The sequence below is a fragment of the Pseudomonadales bacterium genome (assembly GCA_024234215.1).
Classification (GTDB): Bacteria; Pseudomonadota; Gammaproteobacteria; order Pseudomonadales; family UBA5862; genus JACKOQ01.
Genome location: JACKOQ010000003.1, coordinates 164,476 through 181,047, shown reverse-complemented (window position 1 = coordinate 181,047; position 16,572 = coordinate 164,476). Strand labels below are relative to the sequence as shown.

The 16,572-nt window shown below is 63.1% G+C and carries 11 protein-coding genes; 4 read left to right on the top strand and 7 right to left on the bottom strand.

Going from position 1 to position 16,572, the window contains the following annotated elements; genetic code table 11:
• Positions 1-40: 40 nt before the first annotated feature.
• Positions 41-382: a hypothetical protein gene (locus tag H7A13_07555; protein ID MCP5333199.1), complete on the top strand. Its 342-nt coding sequence runs from the start codon at positions 41-43 to the stop codon at positions 380-382.
• A gap of 15 nt (positions 383-397) precedes the next feature.
• On the opposite strand, the gene metH is transcribed toward H7A13_07555, so the two are convergent.
• A complete protein-coding gene (metH, locus tag H7A13_07550) occupies positions 398-4,123 on the bottom strand; it encodes a methionine synthase (GenBank protein ID MCP5333198.1) in 3,726 nt (1,241 codons plus the stop codon).
• Positions 4,124-4,260: 137 nt separating this feature from the next.
• On the opposite strand from metH, the gene nfuA reads away from it, so the two are divergent.
• A complete protein-coding gene (gene nfuA, locus H7A13_07545) occupies positions 4,261-4,845 on the top strand; it encodes a Fe-S biogenesis protein NfuA (GenBank protein MCP5333197.1) in 585 nt (194 codons plus the stop codon).
• 73 nt (positions 4,846-4,918) lie between these two features.
• Here nfuA and H7A13_07540 read toward each other — a convergent pair whose 3' ends face one another.
• Genes H7A13_07540 through H7A13_07530 form a run of 3 tightly spaced genes read right to left on the bottom strand, consistent with a single transcriptional unit; the run spans position 4,919 to position 10,696 of the window.
• Positions 4,919-6,358, bottom strand: a complete 1,440-nt coding sequence (locus H7A13_07540) for an efflux transporter outer membrane subunit (GenBank protein MCP5333196.1) — start codon at positions 6,356-6,358, stop codon at positions 4,919-4,921.
• Complete coding sequence (locus H7A13_07535) at positions 6,351-9,488, bottom strand: multidrug efflux RND transporter permease subunit (protein MCP5333195.1); 3,138 nt, start codon at positions 9,486-9,488, stop codon at positions 6,351-6,353. Before H7A13_07535 ends, H7A13_07540 begins: the two co-directional genes overlap by 8 nt.
• Complete coding sequence (locus H7A13_07530; GenBank protein ID MCP5333194.1) at positions 9,488-10,696, bottom strand: efflux RND transporter periplasmic adaptor subunit; 1,209 nt, start codon at positions 10,694-10,696, stop codon at positions 9,488-9,490. The genes H7A13_07535 and H7A13_07530 overlap by 1 nt, the downstream gene beginning before the upstream one ends.
• 205 nt (positions 10,697-10,901) lie before the next feature.
• On the opposite strand from H7A13_07530, the gene H7A13_07525 reads away from it, so the two are divergent.
• A complete protein-coding gene (locus H7A13_07525) occupies positions 10,902-11,510 on the top strand; it encodes a TetR family transcriptional regulator (protein ID MCP5333193.1) in 609 nt (202 codons plus the stop codon).
• A gap of 68 nt (positions 11,511-11,578) precedes the next feature.
• Here H7A13_07525 and H7A13_07520 read toward each other — a convergent pair whose 3' ends face one another.
• From H7A13_07520 to ggt, 3 genes are all read right to left on the bottom strand, one after another.
• Positions 11,579-12,802 (bottom strand): GGDEF domain-containing protein, encoded by a 1,224-nt coding sequence (locus H7A13_07520; GenBank protein ID MCP5333192.1) that lies wholly within the window; start codon positions 12,800-12,802, stop codon positions 11,579-11,581.
• Between the two features lie 108 nt (positions 12,803-12,910).
• A complete protein-coding gene (locus H7A13_07515) occupies positions 12,911-14,164 on the bottom strand; it encodes a hypothetical protein (GenBank protein ID MCP5333191.1) in 1,254 nt (417 codons plus the stop codon).
• Positions 14,139-15,905: a gamma-glutamyltransferase gene (gene ggt / locus H7A13_07510; GenBank protein MCP5333190.1), complete on the bottom strand. Its 1,767-nt coding sequence runs from the start codon at positions 15,903-15,905 to the stop codon at positions 14,139-14,141. Before ggt ends, H7A13_07515 begins: the two co-directional genes overlap by 26 nt.
• Between ggt and H7A13_07505 the strand changes: the two genes are divergently transcribed.
• Positions 15,904-16,566: a glutathione S-transferase N-terminal domain-containing protein gene (locus H7A13_07505; GenBank protein MCP5333189.1), complete on the top strand. Its 663-nt coding sequence runs from the start codon at positions 15,904-15,906 to the stop codon at positions 16,564-16,566. The genes ggt and H7A13_07505 overlap by 2 nt on opposite strands.
• The last annotated feature ends 6 nt before the right edge of the window (positions 16,567-16,572 follow it).

The window sequence follows — 16,572 nt, the reverse complement described above, 5'->3', positions numbered from 1 at the left end:
TGCGGTTGATGACAGTTTCTCTTTTTGAAAGGAGCTTTGCATGAAATTCGTCAATGGGGTGTTGGTCTGTGGTCTGCTGTCGCTGTCGATGTCGGCGCTGGCGGGATCGACCACGGATGCCGCCATCGGTGGCGCCGTGGGCGGTGCGGTCGGCGCGGCGGTTGGCAATGAGGTGGGCGGGCGTGAAGGGGCCATCGTCGGCGGTGCGATCGGTGCCGCCACCGGCACCGCCATCACCACCAAGGGGGATGAGAGGCATGATGGCCATCATGACCACGATGATGATCATTACCGGCGCGTCGAGCGGGACCATGATGACGATCATCACCACCATGGTTCATCGTTCTGCCCTCCTGGACAGGCGAAGAAGGGGCGCTGCTGAAGTGGGCGCGTTGGCCTATGCCTGATTGCTGTCGGGGTCATAGGCCAGGTTGGGGCTCAGCCAGCGCTCCAGCTCACTGATCGGCATGCCCTTGCGCTGGGCCAGCGCTTCGATCTGGTCGCGGCCGATCTTGCCGACGCCGAAGTAGCGTGAGTCGGGGTGGCTGAAGTAGAAGCCGCTGACGGCCGCCGCCGGGGTCATCGCAAAGTGCTCGGTGAGCTGCACCTGGATGCTCTGCGCGGCATCGAGCAGTCTGAACAGCGTCGCCTTTTCGCTGTGGTCGGGGCAGGCCGGATAGCCGGGTGCCGGCCGGATGCCGCGGTAGCGCTCGTGGATCAGCGCTGGGTTGTCGAGCTGCTCATCGGGCGCATAACCCCAGAATTCGCGTCTGATCCGCAGATGCAGGTGTTCGGCGAAAGATTCCGCCAGCCGGTCGGCCAACGCCTTGACCATGATCGCACTGTAATCGTCGCCGACCGCCTCATACTTGGACACCAATTCCTCGGCCCCGAGTCCGCCGGTGACCACGAACAGCCCCAGGTAGTCCGCCACGCCGCTGTCGAGCGGCGCGATGAAGTCGGCCAGGCTGAGGCAGGGCGCATTCTCCGGGCGCTCGCCCTGCTGACGGATGAAGTGGAAGGTGGCCAGTCGCTCCTGACGGCGCTCGTCGGTGAAGAGCACTACATCATCGCTGCCCACCCGATTGGCTGGAAACAGGCCGAACATGCCGTTGGCGCTCAACAGCCCGTTGACCATGATGCCTTCGAGCATCTCCTCGGCATCGGCCAGCAGTTCCCGGGCATTTTCGCCGACCACCGCATCATCGAGGATGTTCGGATATTTTCCGCTCAACTCCCAGGTCATGAAGAAGGGTGTCCAGTCGATGGTGTCGATCAGTTTTTCGAGCGGATAGTTGCGCAGGGTGCGGATGCCGAGTTCGTTGGGTACCGGTGGCCGATAGCGGCGCCAGTCGGTGACGAAACCGCGCTGACAGGCTTCTGCGTAGGGAATCAACCGGGCTGCCTGGTTGCGGCGGCCGCTGCGCTCGCGGATGGTGGCGTACTCCTCGCGCCGCTGGGCGACGAAATCATCGCGCAACGTGTCGCTCAGCAGTGAGGTGACGACGCCGACACTGCGCGAGGCATCGGGCACATAGACGGCGAGGTCGTTCTGGTAGCAGGGCTCGATCTTGACCGCGTTGTGCGCCTTGGAGGTGGTGGCACCGCCGATCAGCAACGGCAGTTTGAATCCTTGCCGCTGCATCTCCTTGGCGACATGGACCATCTCATCCAGTGACGGAGTGATCAGGCCACTCAGGCCGATCACATCGACCTGCTGCTCCAGTGCAGCGTGCAGGATGCGCTCGCAGGAGACCATCACACCGAGGTCGATCACCTCGTAGTTGTTGCACTGCAACACCACGCCGACGATATTCTTGCCGATGTCATGCACGTCGCCCTTGACGGTGGCGAGCAGGATCCGGCCTTTCTTCTCGATGTTGCCGCCGGCCGATTCGGCCTCGATGTAGGGCGTCAGGTGGGCGACGGCCTGCTTCATCACCCGGGCGCTCTTGACCACCTGCGGCAGGAACATCTTGCCGGCGCCGAACAGGTCGCCGACCACATTCATGCCCTCCATCAGCGGGCCCTCGATCAGCTCGATCGGCCGCTCGACCTCCTGCCGTGCCGCCTCGGTGTCCTCGACGATGAAGGTCGAGATGCCCTTGACCAGCGCGTGAATGATCCGCTGTGCCGGTGGCAGTTCCCGCCAGGCGAGCTGCTCGGCCTCTGGCCGGCTGCCGCTGCCGCCCTCATGGAGGTACTTTTCGGCGATCTCCAGCAGCCGTTCGGTGCCATCGGCACGGCGGTTGAGAATCACATCCTCGACCCGCTCGCGCAGTTCGGCTGGAATCTCTTCGTAGATCGCCAACTGGCCGGCGTTGACGATGCCCATCGTCAGTCCGGCGCGAATCGCGTGATAGAGGAAGACGGCATGGATCGCCTCGCGCACCGGGTTGTTGCCGCGGAACGAAAACGAGACGTTGGAGATGCCGCCGGAGGTGAGCGCATGGGGCAGATGGGCCTTGACGTAGGCGCAGGCCTCGATGAAATCGACCGCGTAGTTGTTGTGCTCCTCGATGCCGGTGGCCACGGCGAAGACATTGGGATCGAGAATGATCTCCTCGGGCGGAAAACCGACCTCATCGACCAGCAGCCGGTAACTGCGCTGCATGATCTCCTGCTTGCGGGCCAAGGTGTCGGCCTGTCCGGCTTCGTCGAAGGCCATCACCACCACGGCCGCGCCATAGCGACGACAGAGCCGCGCCTGATGCAGAAAGGAGGCCTCGCCCTCCTTCAGGCTGATCGAGTTGACGATGCTCTTGCCCTGCACGCACTTGAGGCCGGCTTCGATCACCTCCCATTTCGACGAGTCGATCATGATCGGCACCCGGCTGATGTCCGGTTCCGAGGCGATCAGATTGAGCATCGTCACCATCGCCGCCCTGGAGTCGAGCATCCCCTCATCCATGTTGATGTCGATGATCTGCGCACCCGATTCGACCTGCTGGCGCGCCACTTCGAGCGCCTCGCCGTAGTTCTCCTCGCGAATCAACCGGGCGAAGCGGGCCGACCCGGTGACATTGGTGCGCTCGCCGACATTGACGAACAGGCTCGATGCGTCGATGACCAGCGGTTCAAGTCCGCTCAGGCGGCAGGCGGGATCGAGCTGCGGAATCGGCCGTGGCCGGTTCCGTGCCGCCGCCTCGGCCAGACGGCGGATATGGTCCGGTGTGGTGCCGCAGCAGCCGCCGACGATGTTGAGCAGGCCGCTCTGCATGAACTCCTCGACCACCGCCATCATCTGTTCCGGTGTCTCGTCATACTCGCCAAACTCATTCGGCAGTCCGGCGTTGGGGTGGGCGCTGACCGGCACATCGGCGATGCGTGCCAGTTCGGCAATGTGCGGCCGCAGCTCGCTGGCGCCGAGCGCACAGTTGAAGCCGATGGCAATGGGTTCGGCATGGGCCACCGAGTGCCAGAAAGCGGCCGGGGTCTGGCCCGACAGCGTGCGGCCGCTGGCGTCGGTGATGGTGCCGGAGATCATGATCGGCAACGCGAACTGCTGTTCATCGAAATAGCGCCTGACCGCGAAGATCGCCGCCTTGCAGTTGAGGGTGTCGAACACGGTCTCGATCAGGATCAGATCGACACCGCCCTCGACCAGCGCCGCAGTCGCCTCGCGGTACTCCTCCACCAGTTGATCGAAGCTGATCGAACGGTAACCGGGGTTGTTGACGTCGGGCGAGATGGAGGTGGTCTGGCTGGTGGGCCCCAGAATGCCGGCCACGAAGCGCGGCCGCGACGGATCGCGCGCGGTGACGGCATCGGCCACCTCGCGTGCCAGCCGCGCGCCGGCCAGGTTCAATTCGGCCGCCAGCGCCTGCAGGCCGTAATCGGCCTGTGACACCCGGGTGGAGTTGAAGGTGTTGGTTTCGATGATGTCGGCGCCGGCCTCGAGGTAGGCGGTGTGGATCTCGCGGATCACTTCGGGCTGGGTCAGGGTGAGCAGATCGTTGTTGCCTTTCAGCTCATGAGGGTGGTCGCGGAACCGCTCGCCCCGGTAGGCCGCCTCATCGAGACGATAGCCTTGAATCATCGTGCCCATGGCCCCATCCAGCACCAGAATGCGCTGCTTCAGTGCGGTGTTGAGCTGCTCGATACGCGCGGCACGGCTGGTCATGGTTCTGCTTATGTCCTAATTAATCGAAGGTTTTTGTCGAAAATGAAAGGTGCTATTTTAACAGAAGTGACCTTTTTCGCTGTGCCGATCTGCCGCACACGGCCATCCACCCCGTTCAATCCAACTGGTGACACCCGATGACCCCCTCCCTGACCATTACCGATGCGGCGCAAGAGTACATTGCCGAGCTGCTGGCGAAGCAGGGCGGCGAGGTCAACATTCGCGTCTTCGTCGCCGACCCCGGCACGCCGAAGGCCGAAAGCTGCGTCGCCTACTGCCGTCCCGGCGAAGAGGAAGCGGATGATCTGCCGCTGGAACTGAAAGGCTTCAAGGCCTTCATCGAGGCACGCAGCCTGCCATTTCTCGAAGAGGCGCTGATCGACTATGCCAAGGACCGCTTCGGCGGTCAGCTCACCATCAAGGCACCCCATGCCAAGATCGGCAGGATCGATGCCAGCAGTCCACTGGAAGACCGGATCAACCATGTGCTCTATGTCGAGGTGAACCCCAACCTTGCCGCGCATGGCGGCGAGGTGAGCCTGGTTGAGGTGGTCGATGGTTCGATTGCCGTGCTGAAGTTCGGCGGCGGCTGTCAGGGCTGCGGCATGGTGGATGCCACGCTGAAGGAGGGGGTCGAGCGGACGCTGGTCACGCAGATTCCCGAAATCACCGCCGTGCGCGATGTCACTGACCACTCGGTGCGCGACCACGCCTACTACTGATCCAGGCTATGCATGGTCCGCCCATCCAGGGAACTGCAAACCCGTAAAACGTGACGGATGTGGCTGAGCCGTATCAGCCGCTGTGAGGTGGTGTGGCGTCTGGCTGCCAGCCCCCACCCAGCGCCTTGTAGAGTTGCACCAGGGCGCGCAGACCTTGCTGCTGAGTGTTGATGCGCGCGAGTTCGACATTGAACAGGCTGCGCTGGGCATCCAGCACCTCCAGATAATCGGAGTAACCCTCTTCGAAGCGGCGTTGCGCCAGCCGGGCCGTCTGTTGCAAGGCGGCCACCTGCTGTGACTGGGCTGCCAGCCGTTCACTGCTGGCGCTGCGGCTTTTCAGTGCATCCAACACTTCACGAAATGCGGTGCGCACGGTCTGCTGGTAGTTGATCAGTGCTTGCTGGCGTCGTGCCTCTGCTGCCTCGACAGTCGCCTGGGTGCGCCCGAAATCGATGATCGGCCCGGTCAGATTGCCGGCGAACTGCCAGTTTTTAGCCGAGCCGTTGAACAGATTGCTCAGGTCATCGCTCTGATTGCCGAACAGACCGGTCAGTGACAGCCGTGGGAAATAGGCGGCGCGGGCAATGCCGATCTCGGCATTGGCGGCACGCAACTGCTGTTCGGCTGCGAGAATGTCGGGGCGGCGTTGCAGCAGGGTGGAAGGCAGCCCCATCGGCACTTCCGGCAGCGGTGGCAGCTCATCGAGGGTATGCCCGGTCGTGATCGTTTGCTGCACGAGTTCACGGGGGGTGCGACCCAGCAGCACGCTCAGGGCGTTGATCTGGAGTGTGCGCTGCTGTTCGAGCGCAGGCAATTCGGCCCGGGCGGCGGCCAGTTCCGATTCGGCCTGTCGGAATACCAGTTGCGAAGTGGCGCCGTTGCGATAGCGTGACTCCTGAAAGCGGTAACTGCCTTCGCGGGTTTTCACGGTGTTCCGGGCGACGAGCAGTTGTTGATCGAGCGCGCGCAGATTGAAGTAACCGGAAGCGATGTCCGCCGACACGGCGAGGGCAATGGCGTCCCGGCTGGCCACGCTCGCCAGCAGTTGTGCCTGCGCTGCTTCGTTGGCCCGGGCCAGCCTGCCCCACAGATCCAGTTCGTAGTTCAGGACTGCCGAGACACTCAGGGCATCATGGATGACACCTCCGCCGGGTTGGGCGGTTTCCGCGCTGCCCTGCTGGCGCGAAGCATCGGCCTGTCCGCTCAGCAGCGGATAGCGCTCGGCATCACGCAGGTTGAGCAGCGCCCGTGCTTCGGCGATCCGGGCCGCGGCAACGGAGAGATCGGCATTGTGCTGCAGGGCCTCTTCGATCAATGCCGTCAAGGCGGGGTCATCGAAGAGGTGCCACCAATGTGGATCGATCGTCGGTGTGACGGTTGCCGCCGCAGAGTCTGCTGCGGGAACCATCCAGCCACTCGGCAGGTCGCTCTGGGGTTGCAGATGGTCAGGACCCAGCAGGCAGCCCGGCAGTGTCGAAAGCAGCAACAGCGGCATCAAGAGTCTGTTACGCATGCGGATCGCTCTCCTTCTCGCGCGTGTGGGTGACCCCGTCGCGCTCGGTCAGTCGACCGATCAGCAGGAAGAACATGGGCACGAAGAGGGTGGCGAGAAATGTGGCGGCAATCATGCCACCGATGACCCCGGTGCCGATGGCGTGACGACTGGCCGACCCGGCACCACTGCTGATCGCCAATGGCAACACGCCCAGCATGAAGGCCAGCGATGTCATCACAATGGGTCTGAAGCGCTGGCGGGCACCTTGCAATGCAGCTTCCATCAGCGACACACCCTCGCGGCGATGGAGCATCGCGAATTCGACGATCAGAATGGCATTCTTGGCCGACAGACCAATCAGGGTGAGCAGACCGATCTGGAAGTAGAGGTCGTTCTCCAGGCCGCGCAGCCAGGTGGCGAGGATGGCACCGAACACGGCAAAGGGCACTGCCGTCACCACCGCGAACGGCAGGCTCCAGCGTTCATACTGGGCTGCCAGAATCAGGAACACCATGAGGATGCCGAACACGAAGGATTGGGCCCCACTGCCGGCGCTGGCCAGCTCCTGATAGGCCGATCCAACCCAGCCCAGCGAGTAGTTGGCACCCAGAACCTCCTGGCTGACCGCCTGCATGGCGGCAATGGCCTGGCCGGAGCTGTAGCCCGGGGCGGGCTGGCCGAGAATCTTTGCGGCAGGAAAGACATTGAAACGCTCGACCAGATCGGGGCCGATGGTGCGGTTCACCTTGACCAGGGCATCGAGCGGCACCAGATTGCCGTCGCTGGAGCGGACGAAGACGTGGCGCAGATCCTCGGGAGAGCGACGGAATTGCGCTTCCGACTGCAGGTTGACGCGATAGCTGCGTCCGAACAGGGTGAAGTCGTTGACATAGAGGCTGCCGAAGGTGCTCTGCATGATCGTGAACACCTGGTTGATCGGAACCTTGAGGGCGCGCGCCTTTTCCCGATCGAGCTCCGCGTAGTACTGTGGCGTGGAGGTGGAGAAGGTGGTGCGCAGTTCAGTCAACTCCGGACGTTTGCTGGCGGAATCGAGCAGTCGGTGGGCCGTTTCCACCAGGGCGGTTCCGCCGCTGCCGGTGCGGTCCTGCAGATAGGCCTCGAAGCCCCCGGTGGTGCTGATGCCGGTGATCGGCGGGGGGTTGAAGCCGAACATCTCGCCATCGCGCAGATCGGCACCCAGATGCGCGAGCGGATTCACCATGATCCGTGCATCGTCTTCGGAGGTGGTGCGTTGATCCCAGGGATCGAGCATGACGAACGAGATGCCGGCATTGCTGCGCTGTGACTGGGCCAGAATGTCGAAGCCGGCAAAGGTGACCACCGATTCCACCGCCTTCTGCTCCATCAGCCGTTGCGTCATCACGTCGGTGATCGCCCGGGTACGGTCGAGTGCTGCGGCAGCGGGCAACTGATAGGCCATCAGTACGTAGCCCTGATCCTCGGCAGGCACCAGCCCACCGGGCAGCCGGTTGAACAGCAGCAGGGCAATGGCCATCAGGCCGGTGAACAGCGTCATGCCCAGCACTGTGCGTCGCATCAGAAAACCGGAAGCATTCACATAGCCATCGGTGATGCGGGCGAACATCCGGTTGAACAGCCGGAATGGCAGGGCTGGTTCGCTGTGCACCGGTTTGAGCAGCAGTGCGCACAGCGCCGGGGTCAGGGTCAGTGCCACGATTCCGGAGATGACCACCGAGACCACGATGGTGATGGCGAACTGCTTGTACATCTGTCCGCTGAGCCCGCCGAGAAAGGCCACCGGAATGAACACCGCCGACAGCACCAGCACGATGGCGATCACCGGACCGGTCACCTCGGCCATTGCCTTGAAGGCGGCTTCGCGTGGCGACAGCCCCTCCTGGCTCATCAGCCGTTCGACGTTCTCGATGACGATGATGGCATCGTCGACCACGATGCCGATCGCCAGCACCAGTCCGAACAGGGTCAGCAGGTTGATCGAGAAACCCAGCAGCAACATGCCGGCGAAGGTGCCGATGATCGAGACTGGCACGGCCAGCAGCGGAATCAGCGTGGCACGTGGATTCTGCAGAAACAGAAACACCACCAGCACCACCAGCACGATCGCTTCGATGAAGGTGTGCACCACCTCTTCGATGGAGACCCGGACGAAGCGGGTGGTGTCGAAGGGAATTTCATAGGCCAGCCCTTCGGGAAAGCGCTGGGACATTTCGACCATGCTGGCGCGAATGGCATCCATCGTCTGCAACGCATTGGCGCCCGGCTGCAGGTAGAGGCCGATGGGGACCGTCGTTCTGCCTTTGTAGCTGGCATCGAAATTGTAATCCTGCGCTCCCAGTTCCACCCGCGCCACATCGCTCAGACGCAGTGTGGCGCCGGAGTCATCCGAGCGCAGGATGATCTGGCCAAAGGCGGCCGGATCGGCCAGCCTGCCCTGGGTGTTGACGGTATAGGTGAACGCATTGTCGGCGGAAATCGGCTCCTGGCCGAATTGCCCGGCGGCGAACTGGGAGTTCTGCTCCTGAATCGCCTGTGCCACGTCACTTGCGGTCAGGTTGAACTGCGCCAGTTTGTCCGGCCGCAGCCAGATGCGCATCGAATAGTCCTTCTGACCGAACAGCGATGCGTCGCCGACACCGGGAATCCGCTTGAGCTCGTCGATGATGTTGAGCAGCGCGTAGTTGCTGAGAAACATCGAGTCATACTGGCCGCCCGGCGCAGAGACAGTGATCAACCCCAGGATGCTGGTGGAGCGTTTCTGTACCCGTATTCCTTGTCGGCGCACCTCCTCGGGCAGGCGGGCCTGTGCGGCGGTCACCCGGTTGTTGACGTTGATGGTGGCCTGGTCGGGATCGGTGCCGATGGCAAAACTGACGGTGATGCGCAACTGGCCACTGGCAGCAGCCACCGAACGGAGGTAGATCATGTCCTCGACGCCGTTGATCTCCTGTTCCAGAGGCGCGGCAACGGTCTTGGCGATGACATCGGCGCTGGCGCCCGGATAACTGGTGATCACCACCACTTCGGGCGGAACGATGTCGGGGTATTGCGCAACCGGCAAGGCCCGCATCGACACCAGACCGGCCAGCACGATGACGATGGAGAGAACCGAGGCAAAGACCGGACGACGAATGAAGAATGCGGAAATCATGGTCTGGTTCCGGACTGGCTTGCCTGATTCGCCACCGGTGCCGGCGTCGGTCGAGGTTCTGCAGGCTTGACCGGTTCGCCGGCCTTGACCTTGATGACGCCATCCACGATCACCTTGTCACCCGGTTTCAATCCCTCTTCGATCAGCCACTGCGAACCGATGGTGATCCCCGGTTGAATCGGCTGGACTCTGGCCCGGTCACCCTCGGCGAGCAGATAGACGTAGGCGCCCTGCGGACCCTGCATCACCGCTGCCTGTGGCAACACCATCACCCCTTTGCGCACCAGCCCTTTGGGTACGATGCGCACGAACTGCCCCGGCAGGATGCTGTTGTCAGGATTGGCGAACAGTGCGCGTGCCCGGACCGTGCCGGTGGCCGGATCGATGCTGCTGTCGGTGAAGCTGATGTAGCCCTGTTGGTCGTACACCGTGCCATCACTGAAGCGCAGCTCGGCCGCCAGGCGTTCGCCCCCGGTCATCGTCATGGCGCCGCTGGCCAGCAGTTGGCGCTGACGCAGTGCATCGGTGTCGGGGTAGGAGAAATTGACGTAGAGCGGATCGAGCTGGGTGATGCGGGTCAGCAGGCTGTCCGCGCTGCCCGGGCCCACCAGACTGCCTTCCGAGCGCACCTCCAGACTGGTGATGCCACTCACCGGCGCCACCACCTTGGTGTAGCCGAGGTCGATGCGGGCTGCCTCGACATCACTGTTGGCCACCGCCAGGTTGGCGCGGGCCAGATCGAGTGCAGATTGCACACTGTCACGCTCGCGCGCGCTGATGGCATTTTCGGCAAAGAGCGCGGCGACCCGTGTCCAATCCCGTTCGGCCTGGCGCAGTTGGGCTTCGGCATCGCTCAATCTGGCCTGGGCGCGGGTCAGTGCCACCTCGAACGGAGCAGGGTCGATGCGGAACAGCAGATCCCCGGCCTTGACCCGCTGTCCCTCGACATAGGTCCGCTTCTGCAGGATGCCGGTGATGCGCGCCCGCACCTCGACTTCGCGAAAGCCGGCGGTACGCCCGGCGTACTCGTTCTCGATCGGTACATCACGCGGTTGCACGACCATGATGCCCACTTCGGGCGTTGGCTGTGCATGTGAATTGCCATCCTGCTTTCTGTCGCAGGCCGTGAGAGTGGTCAGCAGCAGGGTGCAGAGCAGGGCAGTGGGCAGATGCCGCGTTGGGAGCCGGGTGGCAGGGCGTATCATTCAGACTCTCTCCTGCAGTCGGTGGAAGCATCGATCCTGAAGCGAATTGAGACCGCAGAAAATCGGCAAGGCAGACAAAAAGTCTTACAATACATGCGGAAACAGGCGGTGGAGCAACGTGCTTGGATGCTGGAAAATTACATACATTCAAGTATGGTTGTCAACAACAATAACAGGCGGATCGCCTTCGAAGGAGATTTGAACCATGGCACGTCGAACCAAGATGGAAGCGGAACAAACCCGCGAACAGATCATCGATGCTGCCGAAGAGCTGTTTTTGACGCGCGGCGTGGCGCGGGCCACGCTGGAGCAGATTGCACAGGCCGCGGGAGTGACCCGCGGTGCGATCTACTGGCATTTCCGCAACAAGACCGATCTGTTCGACGCCATGTACTGTCGGGTGCATGATCCGGTCGAGGATCTGGTCAGCCAGTCGCTGGCGCTGGAAGATGAAGGGGCCATCGAGGCGCTGCGAAATTTCTGTGTGCAATCACTGCTCAGTCTGGCGCGTGACCGACGCCGGCGGCGGGTTTACAGCATTCTGTTCCACCACTGCGAATTCGTCGATGGCTTACAGGAGAGCAATCAGCGTCTGATCGCCATTCAGCACCGTGGCCTTGCCAGCATGGAAGCGCTGTTCCGCCGTGCACGCGAACAGGGCAGTCTGCCCAACGTCTGTCCACGGCTGGCGGCGATTGTCATCCACACCTCGATGCTGGGACTCTACTTCGACTATTTGCGGGAGCCGGATGCCTATGATCTGGAGCGGGAGGCAGCGCCGCTGGTCGATCTGATTTTCCGCTGCATCACCTGAACGGGCGCATGGTCTGATCAGACCGGTGAGCGGCCTGCCTGCACGATGGCTGGAGAATGCATCGGCCTTCAGGGTGTGGCAACGTCAGCCGTTTCGCGAAACAGGGTCCGGTTTCTGCCGCTGCGTTTGGCCTGATAGAGTCGCTGGTCGGCTGTGCGGAACAGCTCGGCGAAGCTCTCTCCATCCGCACCACTCTGTGCCACACCGATGCTGACGGTGACTTCAATGATGGTGTCGCGATGGCGAATCGGCATCTGCTGCAACGCCGTTCGCACCCGTTCGGCCACCGACCAGGCCTGCGCTTCAGTGCTCTCGCGCAGCAGCACGGCAAACTCTTCTCCACCGATACGCCCCGTCAGGTCGGATTTGCGCAACTGCTGGTTCAGCAGCAGCACGAATTGCCGCAACACCTCGTCACCGGCCTCATGGCCATGTCGATCATTGACCTGTTTGAAGTGGTCGAGGTCGAGCAGCAGCATGAAGTTGCTGCTGGCTGTGCGCGTCAGCAGTATTTTTTCGGCCATCAACTCGAACCCGCGACGATTGAGGATACCGGTCAGGCCATCGGTGATGGCCAATCTGTTTTGGCGGGCGAGAAACTTTTGCGACACCAGCAACAGCAGCCCGACGTTCCAGTAACCGAAGCTGGCAATCAGCACCAGCCAGGTGAGTGACGACAGCGGTGAGGCTTGCAGCAGGCTCGATTCGGTTCCGATCCTGATGATGGAAGAAGCGAGGAGGTGGGCATCCATGATCACCAGCAACCGGACCGTGAAGAGCAGGGCCAGCAGGGTGAACAGCGTGGCGTTGACCCACCGGGGCGCGGGCTGGATTTCATGCTCGGTCGGCAGGAAAAACTCGCGCGCAATCAGGATGCACAGCACGATGAATGGCAAGGAGAACAGCAGGACGCGGATGGCGTAATCGGGACTGCTCTGACCGAAATGGAAAAATGCCAGACAGCTCAGAACGAAAACCACCGCCGTTGCCCGCAGTGAAGTCGGGCGCTGATAGAAGCAGCGTATCGCATGATGCAAAAAGGTCAGACCGCTCAGGATGCTGGCATTGGCGATCACCATGGAGAGCAGATCGGGAATCAGCCCGCGTGCGGCGATCAGGATCAGACCGAGATTGATCAGTGCATGGGCGATGACAAACTTGCCGAGGCCGGGCTCGTCACGGTTGTTCAGATAGATGAAGCCCTGTGTCAGCGTGCACATCAGGTAGATCAGCGCGGTGACCAGAATCAGCGTGCGGATGTCGAGGGTGGCGAAAATCTCTGGACTGGGCATTGGGTGTCGGGGGTGCGCTTCGATCGGGCAGGTGTCGGCATGACCAGATGTTCAATCAAGCATAGCCTCATTATCGCCCCAAGGCCGCAACGAGCCCGGATGGACAACTCATGGAAGCCGGTAGGCAGCCAGCCGGTTGATGGCCATACGGATCTCCGATTCGATCTGCTGGTGGCGTGTGGTGTCGAAACCCACACGAGTGCCCTCCTTGGGCAGCGTTTTCAGTGCCGGCATCAGCGTGCCGTCATCGGAAGGCAAAGCGCTGACGACCTGCTGCAACTGCCGGGCGCTGGCTTCATCACCCGTCGCCAGCGTCGCCAGTCGAATGCCGGCCAGATCAGCGGCAAAGTCGAGGTAGCTGAAGTCGTTGCCCGACGCCTGCCGGTCGTTCAGCTCCTTCTGCAGACCGATCCACTCCGCCGTCTGCGGCAGGCTCTTGAGGGTGATGAGCGCGGAGAGCAGGTAGTGCTGCGCAAGGTCTGAACGCCTGTGCAGCGTCAGCGCGACCGGGTGATCGCGGTCGCGCACGAAGGGTTCGGCCATGCCGGCCGCGTAGAGGGCCAGCGCGGTGATGGCGGCGCGGTTCTCGCCTTGCGCCGAGCCTGCGGCACCACTGCGCTCCATCGCCAGTCGGAACAGTGCCGGCAGCGCCGTGGCCAGACTCAATGCGTCATCGGTCTGGCTGATCAACTGCCGCAGCCGTTCGTTGTAGGGCGCCACGGCTGCATGGTCGATGCCCTGCCAGAGCCAGCGGCCACCCTCGGCGACGATGCTGCGCACCTGCTGTCGATCGATGTGGTGATGGAGCGTCAGCCGGTCGGCGCCGATTTCGATGCGGTCGATGCCGTTCAGGGTCTGTTGCAGAAAATCGATCTGCGGCCAGAGTTTCGTGCCCTCGCGCAGCCAGCCGTTGAGCTGTGCAAGCGAGAGCGCCGGCAGTGGCAGGGCGCCGAGCCGGCAGCGGGTGGTCAGAATCTCCAGTGGCGTGGCGGTGACGCGGCAGATCAAATTGAGGTGGCGCGCTGGCCAGAACGACAGCGGCGTGCTGGCCAGAAGGTGGAGCGTGCCCGGTTCGATGCGCACCTGGCTGGTGGCCTGCCGGGTGCCCGGCAGATGGCCCAGTGCCGCCCTGAAGAACAGGTCCAGTTCACTGGCCTGCAGCGTCAGCGCCTGGTTCGACCTGGTGGCCGATTGCTTGATTCGCTGCGGGAAGGGGGCAATGTCGGCCGTGGGGCGTGGGCGGTCGGGCATCGCCAGTGGCGCGGGCGCGGTGGCCAGCCACAGCCCGGCCGCCAGCAGCAGAGCGAGGAGCGCAACCAGCAGACGCAGCATCCGTTCAGCGGCCTGCCGCACTGCCTTCACGGCGTGAATCGGCAGCGCCAATCAGCCCGGTCGGGTTGCGTTCGATCAGATGAATTCCACTGCTGAGGTCGCGCACATCGACCGGATGGCCCAGTGCTTCCAATGGTTCGCGCAGCGTGACGGCGGCGGTGCCTGCCTCCAGTTCGGTGCGGTCGTTGCGATTCTGGTAGTGCGGCAGATCGACGGTGCGTTGCGGATCGAGCCGCCAGTCGATCAGTGCGATCAGGCTCTGGGCCACGAAGGGGATGATGCGTGCGCCACCCGGCGAGCCGAGGATCCATCTGAGTTCACCCTGTTCATCGAACACCATGGCCGGTGTCATCGAACTGCGTGGCCGTTTGCCGCCGGCGATGCGGTTGGCCACTGGCTGACCGTTCTGTTCGGGCAGGAACGAGAAGTCGGTCATCTGATTGTTGAGCAGAAAGCCATCGACCATCAGCGTCGAGCCGAAGGCGGTCTCGATGCTGCTGGTCATCGACACCGCATTGCCATCGCGGTCGATGATGCTGAAGTGACTGGTGGAGGGAAGTTCGGGTGAACGGTCTTCGGCCTGGGTCAGCAACGACAGCTGGCCCGCCGCCGCCACGCCCATGTCATGTTGCGGGTTGATCAGCCGGGCACGCTGGCGCAGATAGTCGGGGTCGAGCAGTGCCTTCAGCGGTACCGGAACGAAATCGCTGTCGGCCAGATAGAGCGCCCGGTCGGCGAAGGCGAGCCGTCCGGCCTGGGCAAAGAGATGCGCCGCCTCGACCGAAACCGGCCTGAATGCGGCCAGGTCGAAGGGCTCCAGCAGTGCCAGCATCTGCAGCAAGGTCACGCCGCCGGAAGAGGGAGGCGCCATGCTGCAGATCCGATGACCGCGATAAGGCCCGCACAGCGGTGGCCGCTCCTTCGGCTGATAGTGGGCCAGGTCGGACAGGCGCAAAGGACCGGGGTTGCGGTGTCTTTGGACGGCGTCGACCATTCGTTGCGCGGTTTTTCCACGATAGAAGGCAGTGGGGCCTTCGATGGCGATGCGCCGCAGCAACTTCGCGTAGGCCGGGTTGGTCAGCCGGCTGCCGGCCGTGAGCGCTTGGCCAGCAGGGTAGAAGTAGTCATGCGCCGCTCCGGGCTCCAGCAGGCCCGGATTGCTGTTCTTTTGCAGCAGTTCGGCCAGTCGTGGCGAGACGATGAAGCCCCGGTCGGCCAGACGGATGGCATCGGTGAACAGTTGCCGCCACGGCAGCCGGCCATGGCGCTGATGGGCCAGTTCGAGCATGGCGAGCACGCCGGGGGTGCCGACCGAGCGACCGCCGACGATCGCCTGCAGCATCTTCATCGGGGCGCCATCATTGTTCAGAAACAGATCGGGCGTTGCGGCAGCAGGTGCGGTCTCGCGCCCGTCATAGCTGATGAGCTGCCCGGTTCTGTGCGTCCAGTGGAGCATGAAGGCGCCACCGCCAATGCCGGAGGATTGCGGTTCGACCAGATTGAGCACCATCTGCACGGCGATGGCTGCATCGACTGCGGAACCGCCGGCGGCGAGAATGCGGCGGCCGGCCTCGGCGGCCTGTGGATCGGCGGCCACTACCAGATAGCGGCTGGCGGTGACGGCGCTGTTGCTGCGGCTGCCAGTGGCGGCTTCCGGAGCGCGGTTCTCATCGACGGCCCAACTGCTGCCGGTGCCGCCGAGCAGCAGCAGGCCACAGAGCAGCAGGCGCGCTATGATGGTCTGCCGAGCGACGACAGGAGAGAGCGACATGATAGACCTTTACACCGCAGCGACGCCCAACGGCTACAAGGCGTCGATCATGCTCGAAGAGATTGGCCTCGACTATAACGTAATCGCCCTCAATCTGGCAGCTGGCGAGCAGAAGAGCCCGGCTTTCCTGGCCATCAACCCCAATGGCCGCATCCCGGCGATCGTCGATCGGGATGAAGAGGATTTCGCCATCTTCGAATCGGGGGCCATTCTGGTCTATCTGGCCGAGAAGAGTGGCCAACTGCTGCCGACCGATCGCAAGGGGCGCTCGAGGGTGATGCAGTGGCTGATGTTCCAGATGGGTGGCATCGGGCCGATGCAGGGGCAGGCCAATGTCTTCTTCCGCTACTTCGAAGAGAAGCTGCCGGCGGTGATTTCGCGCTACCAGAACGAGACCCGGCGGCTCTACCAGGTGCTCGATGGCCAACTGGCGCAGCATGAGTACCTCTGTGGTGACTACAGCATTGCCGACATCGCCAACTGGAGCTGGGTGCGTGCGCACAACTGGGCCGGCGTGGCGATCGATGACCTGCCCCACCTGCAGCGCTGGCATGACACCCTGCAGGCACGTCCGGCCTGTGTGCGCGGCATCGCCGTTCCACCGCGACCACCCCGCTCCGATGCCACCATTGCCGGCGCGCGACAGATGTTGACCCGCTAGGTGCGG